This window comes from Streptomyces sp. NPDC087901, from assembly GCF_044742205.1.
Taxonomy (GTDB): domain Bacteria; phylum Actinomycetota; class Actinomycetes; order Streptomycetales; family Streptomycetaceae; genus Streptomyces.
In genome coordinates this window covers 59,817-75,138 of record NZ_JBIUUC010000004.1, presented here as the reverse complement: position 1 = coordinate 75,138, position 15,322 = coordinate 59,817, and the positions used below count along the sequence as shown (strand labels likewise).

Annotated in this window: 13 protein-coding genes and 3 tRNA genes; 8 read left to right on the top strand and 8 right to left on the bottom strand. The window is 70.2% G+C overall.

Translation table 11 applies throughout. From position 1 onward, the window contains the following. Nucleotides 1–6: 6 nt before the first annotated feature. From purD to ACIOEW_RS14030, 4 genes are all read left to right on the top strand, one after another. Nucleotides 7–1,257, top strand: a complete 1,251-nt coding sequence (purD, locus tag ACIOEW_RS14045) for a phosphoribosylamine--glycine ligase (RefSeq protein ID WP_401963970.1) — start codon at nucleotides 7–9, stop codon at nucleotides 1,255–1,257. 282 nt (nucleotides 1,258–1,539) lie between these two features. After that, nucleotides 1,540–3,273 carry a hypothetical protein gene (locus tag ACIOEW_RS14040; RefSeq protein ID WP_401963968.1) on the top strand — a complete coding sequence of 578 codons (1,734 nt, stop codon included), beginning with the start codon at nucleotides 1,540–1,542 and terminating at the stop codon, nucleotides 3,271–3,273. Nucleotides 3,274–3,454: 181 nt separating this feature from the next. Then, nucleotides 3,455–4,918, top strand: a complete 1,464-nt coding sequence (locus ACIOEW_RS14035; RefSeq protein WP_362540355.1) for a N,N-dimethylformamidase beta subunit family domain-containing protein — start codon at nucleotides 3,455–3,457, stop codon at nucleotides 4,916–4,918. 127 nt (nucleotides 4,919–5,045) lie between these two features. Further along, a complete protein-coding gene (locus ACIOEW_RS14030; protein WP_401963966.1) occupies nucleotides 5,046–5,960 on the top strand; it encodes a phosphoribosylaminoimidazolesuccinocarboxamide synthase in 915 nt (304 codons plus the stop codon). A 59-nt stretch (nucleotides 5,961–6,019) separates the two neighbouring features. Here the strand turns inward: ACIOEW_RS14030 and ACIOEW_RS14025 are convergent. The 8 genes from ACIOEW_RS14025 to ACIOEW_RS13990 form a co-directional block, all read right to left on the bottom strand. Beyond that, nucleotides 6,020–6,092 (bottom strand) — tRNA-Gly (locus ACIOEW_RS14025). A gap of 22 nt (nucleotides 6,093–6,114) precedes the next feature. Further along, the gene (locus ACIOEW_RS14020; RefSeq protein ID WP_350988125.1) at nucleotides 6,115–6,726 is read right to left on the bottom strand and encodes a response regulator transcription factor; all 612 of its coding nucleotides are present in this window, start codon (nucleotides 6,724–6,726) and stop codon (nucleotides 6,115–6,117) included. Beyond that, the gene (locus tag ACIOEW_RS14015) at nucleotides 6,723–8,018 is read right to left on the bottom strand and encodes a sensor histidine kinase (protein ID WP_401963964.1); all 1,296 of its coding nucleotides are present in this window, start codon (nucleotides 8,016–8,018) and stop codon (nucleotides 6,723–6,725) included. The genes ACIOEW_RS14020 and ACIOEW_RS14015 overlap by 4 nt, the downstream gene beginning before the upstream one ends. 13 nt (nucleotides 8,019–8,031) lie before the next feature. After that, complete coding sequence (locus ACIOEW_RS14010) at nucleotides 8,032–8,841, bottom strand: ABC transporter permease (RefSeq protein ID WP_362540365.1); 810 nt, start codon at nucleotides 8,839–8,841, stop codon at nucleotides 8,032–8,034. Next, the gene (locus tag ACIOEW_RS14005; RefSeq protein WP_401963961.1) at nucleotides 8,841–9,794 is read right to left on the bottom strand and encodes an ABC transporter ATP-binding protein; all 954 of its coding nucleotides are present in this window, start codon (nucleotides 9,792–9,794) and stop codon (nucleotides 8,841–8,843) included. Before ACIOEW_RS14005 ends, ACIOEW_RS14010 begins: the two co-directional genes overlap by 1 nt. A gap of 255 nt (nucleotides 9,795–10,049) precedes the next feature. Then, a tRNA-Gly gene (locus ACIOEW_RS14000) sits at nucleotides 10,050–10,122 on the bottom strand. A gap of 80 nt (nucleotides 10,123–10,202) precedes the next feature. Continuing rightward, nucleotides 10,203–10,274, bottom strand: a tRNA-Gly gene (locus ACIOEW_RS13995). A 165-nt stretch (nucleotides 10,275–10,439) separates the two neighbouring features. Beyond that, nucleotides 10,440–10,775: an Lsr2 family protein gene (locus ACIOEW_RS13990; protein ID WP_362540371.1), complete on the bottom strand. Its 336-nt coding sequence runs from the start codon at nucleotides 10,773–10,775 to the stop codon at nucleotides 10,440–10,442. Between the two features lie 384 nt (nucleotides 10,776–11,159). Here ACIOEW_RS13990 and purS point away from each other — a divergent pair, with 384 nt between their 5' ends. The 4 genes from purS (at nucleotide 11,160) to ACIOEW_RS13970 (ending at nucleotide 15,307) form a co-directional block, all read left to right on the top strand. Then, nucleotides 11,160–11,420, top strand: a complete 261-nt coding sequence (gene purS, locus ACIOEW_RS13985; RefSeq protein ID WP_030929711.1) for a phosphoribosylformylglycinamidine synthase subunit PurS — start codon at nucleotides 11,160–11,162, stop codon at nucleotides 11,418–11,420. Continuing rightward, nucleotides 11,417–12,097, top strand: a complete 681-nt coding sequence (purQ, locus tag ACIOEW_RS13980; RefSeq protein WP_362540374.1) for a phosphoribosylformylglycinamidine synthase subunit PurQ — start codon at nucleotides 11,417–11,419, stop codon at nucleotides 12,095–12,097. Before purS ends, purQ begins: the two co-directional genes overlap by 4 nt. Further along, on the top strand, nucleotides 12,094–14,343 hold the full coding sequence (gene purL / locus ACIOEW_RS13975) for a phosphoribosylformylglycinamidine synthase subunit PurL (protein WP_362540377.1): 2,250 nt from the start codon (nucleotides 12,094–12,096) through the stop codon (nucleotides 14,341–14,343). The genes purQ and purL overlap by 4 nt, the downstream gene beginning before the upstream one ends. A gap of 325 nt (nucleotides 14,344–14,668) precedes the next feature. Then, on the top strand, nucleotides 14,669–15,307 hold the full coding sequence (locus ACIOEW_RS13970; RefSeq protein WP_362540608.1) for a helix-turn-helix domain-containing protein: 639 nt from the start codon (nucleotides 14,669–14,671) through the stop codon (nucleotides 15,305–15,307). Nucleotides 15,308–15,322 lie beyond the last annotated feature (15 nt).

The window sequence follows — 15,322 nt, the reverse complement described above, 5'->3', positions numbered from 1 at the left end:
CACCCCGTGAAGGTCCTCGTCATCGGCGGCGGCGCCCGCGAACACGCCCTGTGCCGCTCTCTTTCCCTCGACTCCGACGTCACCGCTCTGTACTGCGCTCCCGGCAACGCCGGCATCGCAGAGGTGGCCGAACTGCACCCGGTCGACGCCCTCGACGGCGCTGCCGTCGCGCGCCTCGCCACCGAACTGGGCGCCGAGCTGGTGGTCGTCGGCCCGGAGGCACCGCTTGTCGCCGGGGTCGCCGACGCCGTGCGCGCCGCCGGTATCCCCTGCTTCGGCCCGTCCGGAAGGGCCGCCCAGCTGGAAGGCTCCAAGGCCTTCGCCAAGGACGTGATGGCCGGCGCGGGCGTCCCGACCGCCCGTAGCTACGTCTGCACCACGCCGGCGGAGATCGACACCGCCCTCGACGCGTTCGGCGCCCCGTACGTCGTAAAGGACGACGGCCTCGCCGCAGGCAAGGGCGTCGTCGTCACCGACGACATCGAGGCGGCCCGCGCCCACGCGCTGGCCTGCGACCGCGTGGTCATCGAGGAGTTCCTCGACGGCCCCGAGGTGAGCCTCTTCGCGATCACCGACGGCACCACCGTGCTGCCGCTCCAGCCCGCGCAGGACTTCAAGCGGGCCCTCGACAACGACGAGGGCCCGAACACCGGCGGCATGGGCGCCTACTCCCCGCTGCCCTGGGCGGACCCGAAGCTGGTCGACGAGGTCATGCAGTCGGTCCTCCAGCCGACCGTCGACGAGCTCCGCCGCCGCGGTACGCCCTTCTCGGGGCTGCTGTACGCGGGCCTCGCGATCACCTCGCGAGGCGTACGGGTCATCGAGTTCAACGCCCGCTTCGGCGACCCGGAGACCCAGGTGGTCCTGGCCCGCCTGAAGACCCCGCTGGCCGGTGTCCTGCTGGGCTCCGCCAACGGGACCCTGGACGAGCTGCCCCCGCTGAAGTGGCGGGACGAGGCCGCCGTCACCGTGGTCATCGCCTCCCACAACTACCCGGAGACCCCGCGGACGGGCGATCCGATCGAGGGGCTCGACGAGGTCGCGGCCAAGGACGCGCCGCACGCGTACGTTCTGCACGCCGGGACACGGCGGGACGGCGACACGGTCGTCAGCGCGGGCGGCCGGGTGCTCTCGGTGACCGCGACCGCCAAGGACCTCGCGGGCGCCCGTGAGCGTGCCTACGCGGCTGCGGCCAGGATCCGGCTCGACGGCTCGCAGCTCCGTACGGACATCGCCAAGAAGGCCGCGGAGGCCTGAGCCCCACCCGTTTCCAGGAGACCCGCGGACACCTGAGCCGTACCGCTCCGACCACCACTGACGCGCCGCTGCCCTATGGACAGCGGCGCGTCAGCACCTTTGCCCAAAGCCATTCCATCGAGTGACGACTGAGCCATCCGGATGACGCCCGCCGAAGCCCCAACTAGGGTGCGGCGCAAGCGTTCCGGCACTTGGCCCACCGGCATTGCGATGTCAGTGACGGGTGCCACAGTGGGGGAGTGAGCAACACCGCCGTGGGTGCAGAGGGGGTGACGTCCGGTCGTGTCCGGTACCGGTACAGGTGAGGAGCTGGGTGCGCAGGCAGCGCGCGCCCGGGCTCTCGTCCTGCTGCGCATCCGCAGCAGGGCAACGGCAGTGGCACTGCTGCCGGCCGCGTCGGCCGTCGTGCTGTTCGCCGCAGAGGCGCAGGGCTTCACCGAGGGCAGCGGCTGGGACACGGTGCGCTGGGCCGTGACGGCCTGCGCCGTCGTCGTCCTTCTCATCGCCGCGGCCGTCGCGATCGCGGTCGTACGGGCGAAGCCGGCGGTCAGCCCGACCGTCCCGCTCAGCGAGGAGGCGGCCCCGGACCTCTACCGGCTGGTCCGTGACCTGGCGGAGCGGCTCGGAGTGCCCGCACCCTCGGCCATAGCTCTCACACCCGACTGCGACAGCTGGCTGGAGGACCGCACCCACCCGGCTGCGGACCGGGCGGCCAAGGAGGCCGCGCGCCGGGACCCGAGAGGTCCGGCGGACGGCTCGGGCCGTCATCCGGGACGCCGTCGCCGGGTGCAGGCGGCGCCTGTGCTGGTGATCGGCTCCCCATTCCTCTGGTGGATGCGGGTCGCCGAGCTGCGGGCGGTGCTCGCCCCGGTCGTGGCCGGCACCGGCCCCTCCGCCCACCCCGACATAGCCGCCGCCCGGCGTTTCGTACGCGGGCTGGACGGCGTGGTCGCCGATGCCGCCGCGCCCGTTCAGGGACCGCTGCGCATGGTCCTGCGGCTGCCGGGCCGCTTCGTCGGCCGGATCGCCCGGCTGCTGCTGCGCAGCTGTCGTGGCCATGCCGCGGAGATGGAGCGCGGTGTCGCGGCCGCCGCGTCGACGCGCGCCCAGACCGTGGACTACGGGCTGCGGGTCGTCGCCCAGGAACAGGTCGGTCTCGCCTACGCGGGCTGGGACCGGCTGCTCACCCGCGTCGCGCTTCCTGCCTGGCGGATGGGGCGCTGGCCCTCCCGGCTGAACGCGGGCGTCGTCTCCGCCCTCACCGAGCTCTCCCGGCGCGACCGGCTGGCCGAAGGGTTCACCACCCGGCTCGGCGAGCGCCCCGCCTGCGACCTCCTGGAGACGCCGGGAGCGGCCGACGAGGCGGCGTCCCTGCTGGCCGCACGGCTCTTCCACGGCGGCCCCGCGGAGACCGGGCCCGACTGGGCTCCGGTGGACTGGCAGCAGTATCCGGAAGAGGTCGTCGACCGGAAATGGCGCGCGGAGGCGGCCCGGCTGCACCGTGTCCTGGACACCATGGGCGTGCCCCCCGCCGCCGGCGCAGCAGGCGACAGCGCCTGCGCCGGGGTGCCCACACTGGCGCGCGTCGTCGAGCACCTCGCCGCGGGCCGGGGCGGGGGCGAGGAGCTCGCGGCCGGGATCAGCGCCGCCGTGGCCCGGGAGGAGGCGCAGGCCCCGCAGCCGGTCACCGGCGGTGCAGGGGGTGTGGGCGGCGACGTGCTGGACCTCTGGGGTCCCGATCCGCTGCCGCTCTTCCCGCTCCAACCGCCCCGTACGGGGAGCGAGCTGCTCGCGGACCATGTCGCGGCGATGGTCTGCTGCGCCGCCGTCGACACGGCGGGCGCGGCGCCCGGGCTGGACTGGCTCGACGGCCCCGCGCTGCTGGTCGACGGCGAACGCCGGGCCGACCTCGGCAGCCCTGTCCTCAGCCTTGTCGAGGACGGCGACGCGGAGCCGCTGCGGTCCTGGCTCGCCTCGGTCGGCGTGCGTACCGACAAGCCTGTCCGTCTCGTCTGAAACACGTCTGGACAGACGGCCGTTCACTCGGACCGACACCCGATATCCGGAATATCAGGTTCCGTTCACGTCAATTCGCGACGAACGGTGACGGAGTGCATGCGTTATGTGATGTGCTGGGGATCGGCGCTGACAGTCGGCGCACCACTGTTGTTCCGGGGGCCTGAGGGAGGGATGCGTCATGGGGGCGGAGCAGATTCGCCGTTGGGAGTCAGGTGCCCTCGCGCATGCCGTCACCGACCCTTTCGGCCAGGGGCCCCTTCCCTGGCTGCGCGGCAGTGAGAACTACTTCGACGACACAGGCCAGGTAGTGCCCTGGTACGCCGACCCCACCCTGCCCCGCGGTTCCACCGGTGGGGGCACCCGCACCGCCGACGACGTCCGCCGCCAGATCAAGGGCTTCATCTCCACCGGCGCCGCGGCCCCGGGCGAGGCGATCGACTTCCACATCACCGTGGACCCGCCCCAGCAGTTCTCCGTGGACATCTACCGGATCGGTCACTACGGGGGTGACGGCGCCGCCAAGATCACCACGAGCCCGCGGCTCTCCGGCATTGTCCAGCCGGCCCCCCTCACCGCCGACCGCACGGTCTCCTGCCACCACTGGTGGCAGTCCTGGCGGCTGCAGATTCCCACGTACTGGTCGATCGGCGCGTATGTCGCCGTCCTCACCACGGTCGACGGCTACCGCTCCCACATTCCGTTCACGGTCCGCGACGACCACCCGGCCGATCTGCTGCTGGTGCTCCCGGACATCACGTGGCAGGCGTACAACCTCTACCCGGAGGACGGCCGAACCGGTGCCAGCCTCTACCACGCCTGGGACGAGCAGGGCCGACTGCTGGGGGAGGAGGACGCCGCGGTCACCGTCTCCTTCGACCGCCCCTACGCGGGCGCCGGCCTTCCGCTCCACGTCGGCCACGCCTACGACTTCATCCGCTGGGCCGAGCGCTACGGCTACGACATCGCCTACGCCGACACCCGCGACCTGCACGCGGGCCGGATCGACCCGACCCGCTACCGGGGCCTGGTCTTCCCGGGCCACGACGAGTACTGGTCGGTGCCCATGCGCCGCACCGCCGAACGCGCCCGCGACAACGGCACGTCCCTCGTCTTCCTCTCCGCCAACACCATGTACTGGCAGGTCAGCCTCGCGCCGTCGCCTTCCGGCGTCCCCGACCGGCTGCTCAGCTGCCGTAAGCGCCGGGGCCCGGGCAAGCCCGCGCTCTGGCGTGAGCTCGACCGTCCCGAGCAGCAGCTGCTCGGCATCCAGTACGCGGGCCGGGTCCCCGACCCCCACCCGCTGGTCGTGCGGAACGCGGAGCACTGGCTCTGGGACGCGACCGAAGCCGTCGAGGGCGACGAGATCAACGGCCTGGTCGCGGGCGAGGCCGACCGCTACTTCCCGCGCACGACGCTCCCCGAGCACGACAACCGCATCCTGCTCGCGCACTCTCCGTACCAGGACAGCGACGGCGTGACCCGTCACCAGGAGACGTCCCTGTACCGGGCCCCGTCGGGCGCCCTCGTCTTCGCCTCCGGCACCTTCGCCTGGTCCCCGGCCCTGGACCGCCCCGGCCACGTGGACCCGCGCATCCAGCGGGCCACCGCCAACCTCCTCGACCGCATCTGCAAGCGCGCCTGAGGCCCGGCCGCCCTCCGGGGCCCGCTCTCGGCAACGCATCCGCGCCCCTCCGCACCCCTCCGAAGCCGTCCGCGCCCCGATACGGGACAATCGGAACAGCTCCTGGATCAACCTACGCGGAGGCAGCGTGTCCGGATTTGTAGAAAAGCCCGAGCCCGTGCAGGTTCCGGGGCTCACCCACCTGCACACGGGCAAGGTGCGCGACCTGTACCGGAACGAGGCGGGCGACCTCGTCATGGTCGCCAGCGACCGGATGTCCGCATACGACTGGGTCCTGCCCACCGAGATCCCGGACAAGGGCCGCGTCCTGACCCAGCTCTCGCTGTGGTGGTTCGACCAGCTCGCCGATCTCGTACCGAACCACGTTCTGTCCACGGAGCTGCCCGACGGCGCACCCGCGGACTGGGCCGGCCGCACGACGATCTGCAAGTCGCTGCGGATGGTCCCGGTCGAGTGCGTCGCCCGCGGCTACCTGACCGGCTCAGGCCTGGTCGAGTACAACGCGTCCCGCACCGTCTGCGGTCTCGCCCTTCCCGAAGGCCTCGTCGACGGCTCCGAGCTGCCGGCGCCGATCTTCACCCCCGCCACCAAGGCGGCCGTCGGCGATCACGACGAGAACGTGAGCTACGAGGAAGTGGCCCGTCAGGCCGGCGCCGAGACAGCCGCACAGCTGCGCCGCGCGACGCTGGACGTATACAGCCGGGCCCGGGACATCGCACGCGAGCGCGGGATCATCCTCGCGGACACGAAGTTCGAGTTCGGCTTCGCGCCCACCGCCGACGGCGGCGAGGAACTGATCATCGCCGACGAGGTGCTCACCCCGGACTCGTCCCGCTTCTGGCCCGCCGCGGACTGGGAGCCGGGCCACGCCCAGCCGTCGTACGACAAGCAGTTCGTGCGCGACTGGCTGACCTCCCCGGCATCCGGCTGGGACCGCAAGAGCGAGCAGCCGCCGCCGGCGCTGCCCCAGGAGATCGTGGACGCGACCCGCGCCAAGTACCTGGAGGCTTACGAGCTACTCACCGGAACGCCCTGGAAGTAGGGCCTCTCGGCACACGAAGAAGCCCCCGGCCGAAAGGCCGGGGGCTTCTTGCTGAACCGAGCGGACGACCAGGTTCGAACTGGCGACCTCAACCTTGGCAAGGTTGCGCTCTACCAACTGAGCTACGTCCGCAAGCGCCGAAGCGCGAGAACTACTATACCCATCCCCGCTCGCGTGCGAGACGCACTGCGGCATGACGGTTCTCCGCCCCGAGCTTCGCAGCCGCTGCCGAGAGATAGTTACGCACCGTCCCCTGCGACAGGGACGCCCGCTCCGCGATCTCGGAGACCGGCGCCCCGTCGGCCGCCAGTTCGAGGACCTCGGCCTCGCGCACGGTCAGCGGCGAATCCCCGGCGGCAATGGCATCGGCCGCCAACTCCGGGTCCACATAGCGGTTTCCGGCGTGCACGGTGCGGATGATCCCGGCCAGCTGGCGGGCGCTGACGGTCTTCGGCACGAACGCCCGCACGCCCGCCGCGAGGGCTCGCTTGAGGTGTCCCGGGAGGCCATGACTCGTCACGATCATGGTTCGGCAGTCCGGGAGTTCGGACCTTATCGATGTGGCGACGCTCACACCGTCTGCCCCTGGCATCTCCAGATCCAGCACCGCCACATCGGGGCGGTGCGCGCGGGCCATGGCGAGTGCCTCGGGGCCGGTCGCAGCCTCCGCGACCACCACCAGGTCGTCCTCCAGCGCGAGCAGGGCGGCGAGTGCGCCCCGGATCAGGTGCTCGTCGTCGGCGAGCAGCACCCGTACCGCGGTCATCGTCGTTCCTCCAGAAGAGCCATGCGCGATACGTCGCCGGACACCGCATGCGGGGTGCCGGCGGATTCCGTGCGGGCCAGCGGGATCCGCGCGCTCAGCCGGAACAGGCCGTCCTCTGCCAGGCCGGCGTCCAGGGCCCCGTCCAGCGCGCCGAGCCGTTCGCGCAGCCCGGCCAGTCCGGAGCCGCTTTCCCCGGGCGCGGCCGCGGGTGCCCCGTCGTTCTCCACGTTCAGCACCACCGCGTCCGCCGATACGCGGAGCCGGACCGTGCAGCGGCGCGGATCGCCGTGCCGCAGCACATTGGTCGCGGCCTCGCGCACCACCCAGCCGAGCGCCGACTGGACGGGCGCCGGCAACCCCGCACCGTCGTCACCGGTCACCGCGCATTCGATGCCGGCTGCCCGCAACACCCCTTTGGCCCCTGCCAGTTCCGTGGTCAGATCGGCCTTCCGGTAGCCCCGTACGACATCACGTACCTCCTGCTGCGAAGCGCGGGCTATCCGCTGCACCTCGACCATCTGGTCCACCGCCTCGGGCCTGCCGCGCTGTGCGAGCTCCACAGCCAGTTCGCTCTTCAGCGCGATCACCGCGAGATTGCGGCCCATCACGTCATGCATGTCCCGCCCGAACCGCAGCCGCTCCTCGGCGACGGCGAGCCGGGCCTGTATGTCCCGGGACTCCTCGGCCTGCCACATCACGCTCAGGCTCCAGGCGCTGGGCCGCACCGAGATCAGGACCAGTACGCAGCCGAAGAGGGTCGTCGGCACGATCCCGGCGAGGGGGGCGCCCCGCACCCCTGACGCGGCGATTGCGCCGGTGGTCAGCGCGGTGAGGAGCAGCGACTCGATCATGAACGTGCGGACCGGGACCAGGAGCACCCGTGTGATCACGAACGGCATCGGTGCGTTCAGGCTCATGAGGAGCAGGCCGGGGTTGCCGATCCCGTCCACCCCGGCCAGCGTCGCCAGCAGCACCACTCCGAGAAGCAACAGGGCCAGGGGCGCGAGCATCCGGCGCGCGGGGAACACGGAGGCGCCGAGGTAGTGCTCGTACGAGGCGCGGACGTTGCGGTTGCTCAGCAGACACTGGGTGAGGCTCACCAGGAGCAGCGCCGCGCCCAGCGCCAGCGGGAGCGGCTCATGGCGGATGTCGTCCTTGAAAGGCGCCAGCTGCCACGACAGGGCGAAGAGCCAGGGGATCGAGGAGATGGTGAACCGCGAATACAGGTCGATCCGCTCCAGCTTTCCGCGCTCCTGCCAGCCGCGGCGCCATCCCCGTGCACGCTTCAACACGCCACAACCTCCCTCAGCGTCGCGGATCCCAGCGGAACCACCGCTGCACAGCAAACACCGCGAGCGCCGTCCAGACCAGCCCGGTCAGTGCCGCTCCGAGCAGGTCAGCGCCTTCGGGGACGCCCAGCCAGCCCGACCGTACGAGCGTCATCACTCCAGTCAGAGGCAGGAACTCGCAGGCCGACGCGAGCGGGTCGGGGAAGACCTCCAGCGGGACGAAGAGCCCCGAGCCCATCATCGAGACGAGGAACAGCGGAAGCGTGGTGAGCTGGGCCGTCTGCACGGTGCGGGTCAGTATGGAGGTGGCCGCGCCCAGCACCGTCAACAGCACCACGGCCAGCAGTAGTCCCGCGAGGAGCAGTTCGGGCCGCTGCGGAGCGGTGAGGCCGAAGAAGGCCGCACCGGTCACGATGATCAGCGCGGACTGTGTCAGGGCCAGAGCGGCCGACGGCAGTGCGGTCCCGGTCAGGATCTCGCCGTCGCTGACCTCGCCCGTACGGAGCCGCTTCAGGACCAGGTCCTCGCGCCGCGCCACGTAGGCGGCGACCATGTTCATGTAGACGGCCTGGATGAGTACCGTCCCGATGCCGCCGGTGAGCGCGGCTCCGGCGACTGTCAGCCCCGTCCCGCCGAGGTCCACCTGCTCGAATGTCGACTTCATTGCCATGATCATGGCCGAGGGCACCAGCAGCGCGACGACGACGGCCGTCCTGTTGCGGGCCAGCAGGGTCATTTCGGCCCGGCCGAGGGCCATCAGGCGTCCTCGGGCCGTTGTCGTGGTCCGGGCCGCCGGGGCCGGCGCAGTGGTGGTGGAGGTCGTCATCACACGGTCACCTCTTCGGTCCGGGCGGCGGACTTCGCGATATCGAGGAATGCCTCTTCGAGGGAGGCCGACCGGGCATCGAGACCGGTCAGGGAAACGTCCGCCTCCGCTGCCCAGCGCAGCAGTACGGTCAACGACTCCTGGAGCCGATGGGTACGGATCTCGATCCGCGGGCCCTCGGCCGCGGCGCGCAGGCTCAGCGGCAGCTGTCCCGCCGCGACTCCCTCGGGCAGCTCGAACCGGATCCGGGCCGGGCGGGCGGCCGTCACCTCCGCGGTGGTCCCCGCAGTCACGATGCGGCCCCGGTGCATGATCGCCAGCCTGTCGGCGAGGGCCTCGGCCTCTTCCAGGTAGTGCGTGGTCAGCAGGACGGTGATGCCGTCCTGCTTGAGCCCTCGCACCAGCTCCCAGGTGTCGCGTCGCCCCTCGGCGTCGAGGCCGGTGGTCGGTTCGTCGAGGAAGAGCACCTCGGGACGGCCGAGCAGGGCCAGTGCGAGGTCCAGCCGTCGCCGCTCTCCGCCGGAGAGCTGCTTGACCCGGACGGAGGCCCGGTGGCCGAGCCCCACCAGATCCAGCGCCTCGGCGGTCGGCCGGGCACCGCTGGTGCAGCCCGCCCACATCCGCACGGTCTCGGCCGCGGTCAGGTCGGACGGAAAGCCGCCCTCCTGAAGCATCACGCCGATGCGCGGCCGGACCGCGGCGCGATCGGCGTGCGGGTCGTGGCCGAGAACCCGTATCGCGCCGCCGTCGGGGCGCGCCAGGCCCTCGAGGAGTTCGACGGTGGACGTCTTGCCGGCACCGTTCGTCCCGAGCAGGGCGAACAGCTCGCCGCGTGCCACGGAGAAGGAGATGCCGGTCACGGCCTCGAAGCCGCCCGCGTAGCTGCGCCGGACGTCGTCCACCTCGATCACACGGTCACGCACACGGTCACGGGGAAATGCGTCGCTGGTCATGGACTCAAGGTTCCCGGCCGGACGGGGCCAGGAGCAGTGCGAGCTGTCATCGCTCCCCATGACAAACGTCATGCGTCACGGCTCATGACAAGCGGCATGGATGAAGGGAGCCGGAGGGAAGGGAGTCGGAGGGAAGAGAGACAGAGAAGGGAGCCGGAGGGAAGGGAGATGCGCGAGGGGATACGCGAGGGGAAATGGCCAGGAATCGAATACGACGAAGGCCCCGGTCGAAATCGACCAGGGCCTTCGATCAAGAGCGGACGACCAGGTTCGAACTGGCGACCTCAACCTTGGCAAGGTTGCGCTCTACCAACTGAGCTACGTCCGCATTGCAGCCACTCGGCTCTCACCGGTGGAGCGAGCACTACTCTACCTGATCCACCGGAGTGGTTGAGGAGAGTGATGCAGAGCGGGTGACAGGAATTGCACACTGCGCCTTCCCCCTGGAAGGGGGATGTTCTACTACTGAACTACACCCGCACGCTGCTCGAGGTTTGGCTTTGCGGCCTGGCCCCTCGGCGTGCTCCAGACTCTAGCCGACCTGCAGGGGTGTCGCGCAAGTCGGCTCCCGCGCGGTGTCGCCCGAGTGGCCGGTGACGGGCAGTCCGATGCCCGCCGGCCGACCGGCCGGCACCGCGCGTCCGGTCAACTCGCTTCCTGGAACGCCTCGTAGACCTTCTTGGGGATCCGGCCCCGGGCCGGCACCTCCATCCGGTGCGAGCGGGCCCAGGCGCGGACGGCCGCCGGGTCGGGTGCGAGCGAGGTGTGCCGGTACGAGGCGGGGACCTTGCCATGCTTGCTTGCGTTCGTCTGCTTGCGGCCGGCTGCCACGTACGGCGCCAGGGACTTGCGCAGTTTCTTTGCATTGGACGGATTGAGGTCGATCTCGTACGACTTCCCGTCCAGGGCGAAGGTGACCGTTTCCGTCGCTGCTCCCCCGTCGATGTCGTCGGAGAGCGTGACCACTACGCGCTGAGCCACGGATATCGGTCCTTTCCTACGGCATCCCCGCCTGACATGCGTGGATGCCGGCCTTCCGGCTGTGAGCGCGGATGTGGGCCGACCGGTGTCGGCCGTTTAGGGGCAATGTTGCTTTCCCCGGTAATCATTTGTACAGCGGTGAGCACCGCATTGTGAAGCCCGCCCAATTACCTGCGCGTGTCAACCGGCTTTGTGTGCTGCTGGTGAGGATTTTTTTTGCAGGATTTTCCGTGCCTGTTGTCGCGGCCGATATCTCGGCGTGATCTGGGCCGCTCGATATCTACCCGCGTAGAATTTCTGGCCAGGTACGCTGAGTGGACCCGCGGGGGTCTGGGGAACCCCCCGGAGAAACAGCCGCACCACACCACCACACCGGGAGTGCCAGTGGCACGCGTCGTAGTCGACGTCATGCTCAAGCCCGAGATCCTCGACCCGCAGGGACAGGCTGTGCAGCGTGCGCTGCCCCGTCTCGGCTTCGAGGGAATCGCGGACGTACGTCAGGGAAAGCGTTTCGAGCTGGAGGTCGAGGGGCCGGTCGATGACGCCGCCCTCACCCGTATTCACGAGATGGCAGAGACGTTCCTCGCCAACACCGTGATCGAGGACTTCACCGTGAAGGTGGAGAAGGCCGAGGAGTCGAAGTGACTGCTCGTATCGGAGTCGTCACCTTTCCGGGCACGCTCGACGACCAGGACAGCCTCCGGGCCGTTCGGGTCGCCGGCGCCGAACCCGTATCGCTGTGGCACCGCGACAAGGACCTGCACCAGGTCGACGCGGTCATCCTGGCGGGCGGCTTCTCCTACGGCGACTATCTGCGGGCCGGAGCCATCTCCCGCTTCTCGCCGGTCATGGAGACGGTGATCGAGCAGGCGAAGGCGGGCATGCCGGTTCTCGGCATCTGCAACGGCTTCCAGATCCTGACCGAGGCGCACCTGCTGCCCGGCGCGATGCTGCGCAACAACCACCTGCACTTCATCTGCCGCGATCAGAAGCTCCGCGTCGAGAACGCGGAGACGTCCTGGACCTCGGACTACTCCGCGGGCCAGGAAATCTCCGTACCGCTCAAGAACATGGACGGCTGCTACACCGCCGACGAGCACACGCTCGACGCGCTGGAGGCCGAGGGCCGTGTCGCGTTCCGCTATGTGGACGTGAACCCCAACGGCTCGCTGCGCGACATCGCCGGCATCACCAATGCCGCGGGCAACGTCGTCGGCCTGATGCCGCACCCGGAGCACGCTGTGGAGCCGCTGATCGGCACCGGTCGTACCGACGGTCTCGGTTTCTTCACCTCGATCATCAAGAAGCTGGTCAACGCATGAGCCTGGACACGGTCAAGCACGCGGCCGAAACCCCGGACGTGGAGCAGCCCTGGAGGGAGCTCGGCCTCAAGGAGGACGAGTACGCCAGGGTCCGCGAGATCCTGGGCCGCCGTCCCACCGGCGCCGAGCTCGCCATGTACTCCGTGATGTGGTCCGAGCACTGCTCCTACAAGAGCAGCAAGGTCCACCTCAAGCAGTTCGGCGAGAAGGTCCCCGAGAACGACGCGATGCTCGTCGGCATCGGCGAGAACGCCGGTGTGGTCGACGTCGGCCAGGGTTACGCGGTCACCTTCAAGGTCGAGTCGCACAACCACCCGTCGTACATCGAGCCCTACCAGGGCGCGGCCACCGGTGTCGGCGGCATCGTCCGCGACATCCTCGCGATGGGTGCCCGCCCGGTCGCGGTCGTGGACCCGCTGCGCTTCGGTGCGGCCGACCACCCCGACACCAAGCGCGTCCTGCCGGGCGTCGTCGCGGGTATCGGCGGCTACGGCAACTGCCTGGGCCTGCCGAACATCGGCGGCGAGGTCGTCTTCGACGCCTGCTACCAGGGCAACCCGCTCGTCAACGCCGGCTGCATCGGCGTGATGAAGCACGAGGACATCCACCTCGCCCAGGCCTCCGGGCCCGGCAACAAGGTCATCCTGTACGGCGCCCGCACCGGCGGCGACGGCATCGGCGGTGTCTCGGTGCTCGCCTCGGAGACCTTCGACTCGACCGGTCCGGCCAAGCGCCCGGCCGTCCAGGTCGGCGACCCGTTCCAGGAGAAGCTCCTCATCGAGTGCACCCTGGAGATCTTCAAGGAGAAGCTCGTCGCGGGCATCCAGGACCTCGGCGGCGCCGGGCTCTCCTGCGCCACGTCCGAGCTGGCCTCCGCGGGCTCCGGCGGCATGCGCGTCGAGCTGGACACCGTGCCGCTGCGCGACTCCTCCCTCTCGCCCGAGGAAATCCTCATGAGCGAGTCGCAGGAGCGCATGTGCGCGATCGTCGAGCCGCAGCACGTGGACCGCTTCCTGGAGATCTGCGAGAAGTGGGACGTCATCGCCACCGTCATCGGTGAGGTGACCGAGGGCTCCCAGCTGGAGATCTTCTGGCACGGTGAGCAGATCGTGGACGTGCCGCCGCGGTCCGTCGCCCACGAGGGCCCGACCTACCACCGCCCGTTCGCCCGCCCGTCCTGGCAGGACGCCCTGCAGGCCGACGACGCCGGCAAGCTGGCCCGTCCGGCCGATGGCGCCGAGCTGCGCGAGCAGGTTCTGCAGCTCGTCTCCTCGCCGAACCAGGCGTCGAAGTCCTGGATCACGGACCAGTACGACCGGTTCGTCCAGGGCAACACCGTGCTCGCGATGCCCGAGGACGCCGGCATGGTCCGCATCGACGAGGAGTCCAACCTCGGCGTGGCCATGGCGACCGACGGCAACGGCCGGTACGCGAAGCTCGACCCGTACACCGGCGCCCAGCTCGCGCTGGCGGAGTCGTACCGCAACGTCGCCGCGTCCGGCGCCAAGCCGCTCGCCATCTCGGACTGCCTGAACTTCGGTTCGCCCGAGGACCCGGACGTCATGTGGCAGTTCGCCGAGGTCACCCGTGGCCTGGCGGACGGCTGCCTGGAGCTGGGCACCCCGGTCACCGGCGGCAATGTGTCGCTGTACAACCAGACCGGTGACACGGCGATCCACCCGACGCCGGTCGTGGCCGTGCTCGGTGTGATCGACGACGTCACGCGGCGTACGCCGGTCGCCTTCAAGGAAGAGGGCCAGCTCCTCTACCTGCTGGGCGACACGCACGAGGAGTTCGGCGGCTCGGCCTGGTCCGAGGTCGTCCACAGCCACCTCGGCGGCATGCCGCCCAAGGTCGACCTGGGCCGCGAGAAGCTGCTCGGCGAGATCCTGATCTCGGCGTCCCGCGACGGCATGATCGACGCGGCGCACGACCTCTCCGACGGCGGTCTGATCCAGGCGGTCACCGAGTCCTGCCTGCGCGGCGGCAAGGGTGCGCGGCTGGTCGTGCCGGACGGTCTGGACGCGTTCACGTTCCTCTTCTCCGAGTCGGCGGGACGCGCGATCGTCTCGATCCCGCGCAGCGAGGAGCTCCGTTTCAACGACATGTGCGGGGCGCGCGGTCTGCCCGTGACCCGGATCGGTGTCGTGGACGGCGAGGAGATCGAGATCCAGGGCGAGTTCAGCATTCCGCTGGACGAGCTGCGTACGGCGCACGAGGGAACGATCCCCGCGCTGCTCGCGTAGCCGTCCGACGGGTACGCCCGTCACCTTTCGCAGAAGCCCCCGCACGGTCCGACCGGGCGGGGGCTTCCGTGTGCCGGTGTGACGGTCCGGGCGGGACGGATACTCGCCGAGTGCGGCAACGCGGGGAACTCCACCGAACCGCGCGTGCCGAGTGCCGGGTATCAGGTATCAGGCGTCAGGCCGGCTTCAGTCATCGCTTCCGGTGTGGCAGGACCTCCGCGGGAGCGATGTGGGGCCGTCGTGGCAGGCGTCACCTTCGCGAGTGAATGTACTGGGTTAAATTTTCATCCAGGACTAACTTTCATCCTGGTACAGTGATGGCATGCTGACCGAGGGACTGGGCCTGCGCGAGCGCAAGAAGATCCAGACGCGACGCCGTCTGCTGGACGAGGCCATGAGGCTCTTCGGGGAGCGCGGGTTCGACCAGGTGTCGGTCGCGGAGATCGCCGAAGCGGCCGACGTGTCGAAGATGACCGTCTTCAACTACTTCGACAGCAAGGAAGATCTGGTTCTCGCTCCCATGGAGCAGCACATCGGAGATGTCGCGCGGGTGGTGCGGGACCGGGCGCCCGGTGAGTCGGTGGTGGCGGGCGTGCGGCGCCAGTTCCTGGCTGCCGTCGAGAGCCGCGATCCCGCCGTCGGGGTCAGCGATTCGCCGGTGGTGCTCGGGCTCCTCCGGCTCATCCAGCAGACGCCGGCTCTGCTCACCCGGGCCTATGCCTTCCTCGTCCGCACCGACGAGTTGCTCATCGATGTCCTGGTCGAAGAGGGCGAGGAGCCGGCCGTCGCGCGGATTGTGGCCGCTCAGCTGATCGGCACGCGTAACGCCCTGATCACCGAGAACCAGCGGCGGCTGCTGGCCGGTGAATCGGCCGACGTGGTCGCAGCGGACGCCGCAGTGCTCGCCGAGCGAGGTTTCGGCCTGCTCGAGAAGGGCCTGAGCGGCTTCGCGACCCGCGCCTGACCCGGTCCTGGCCTG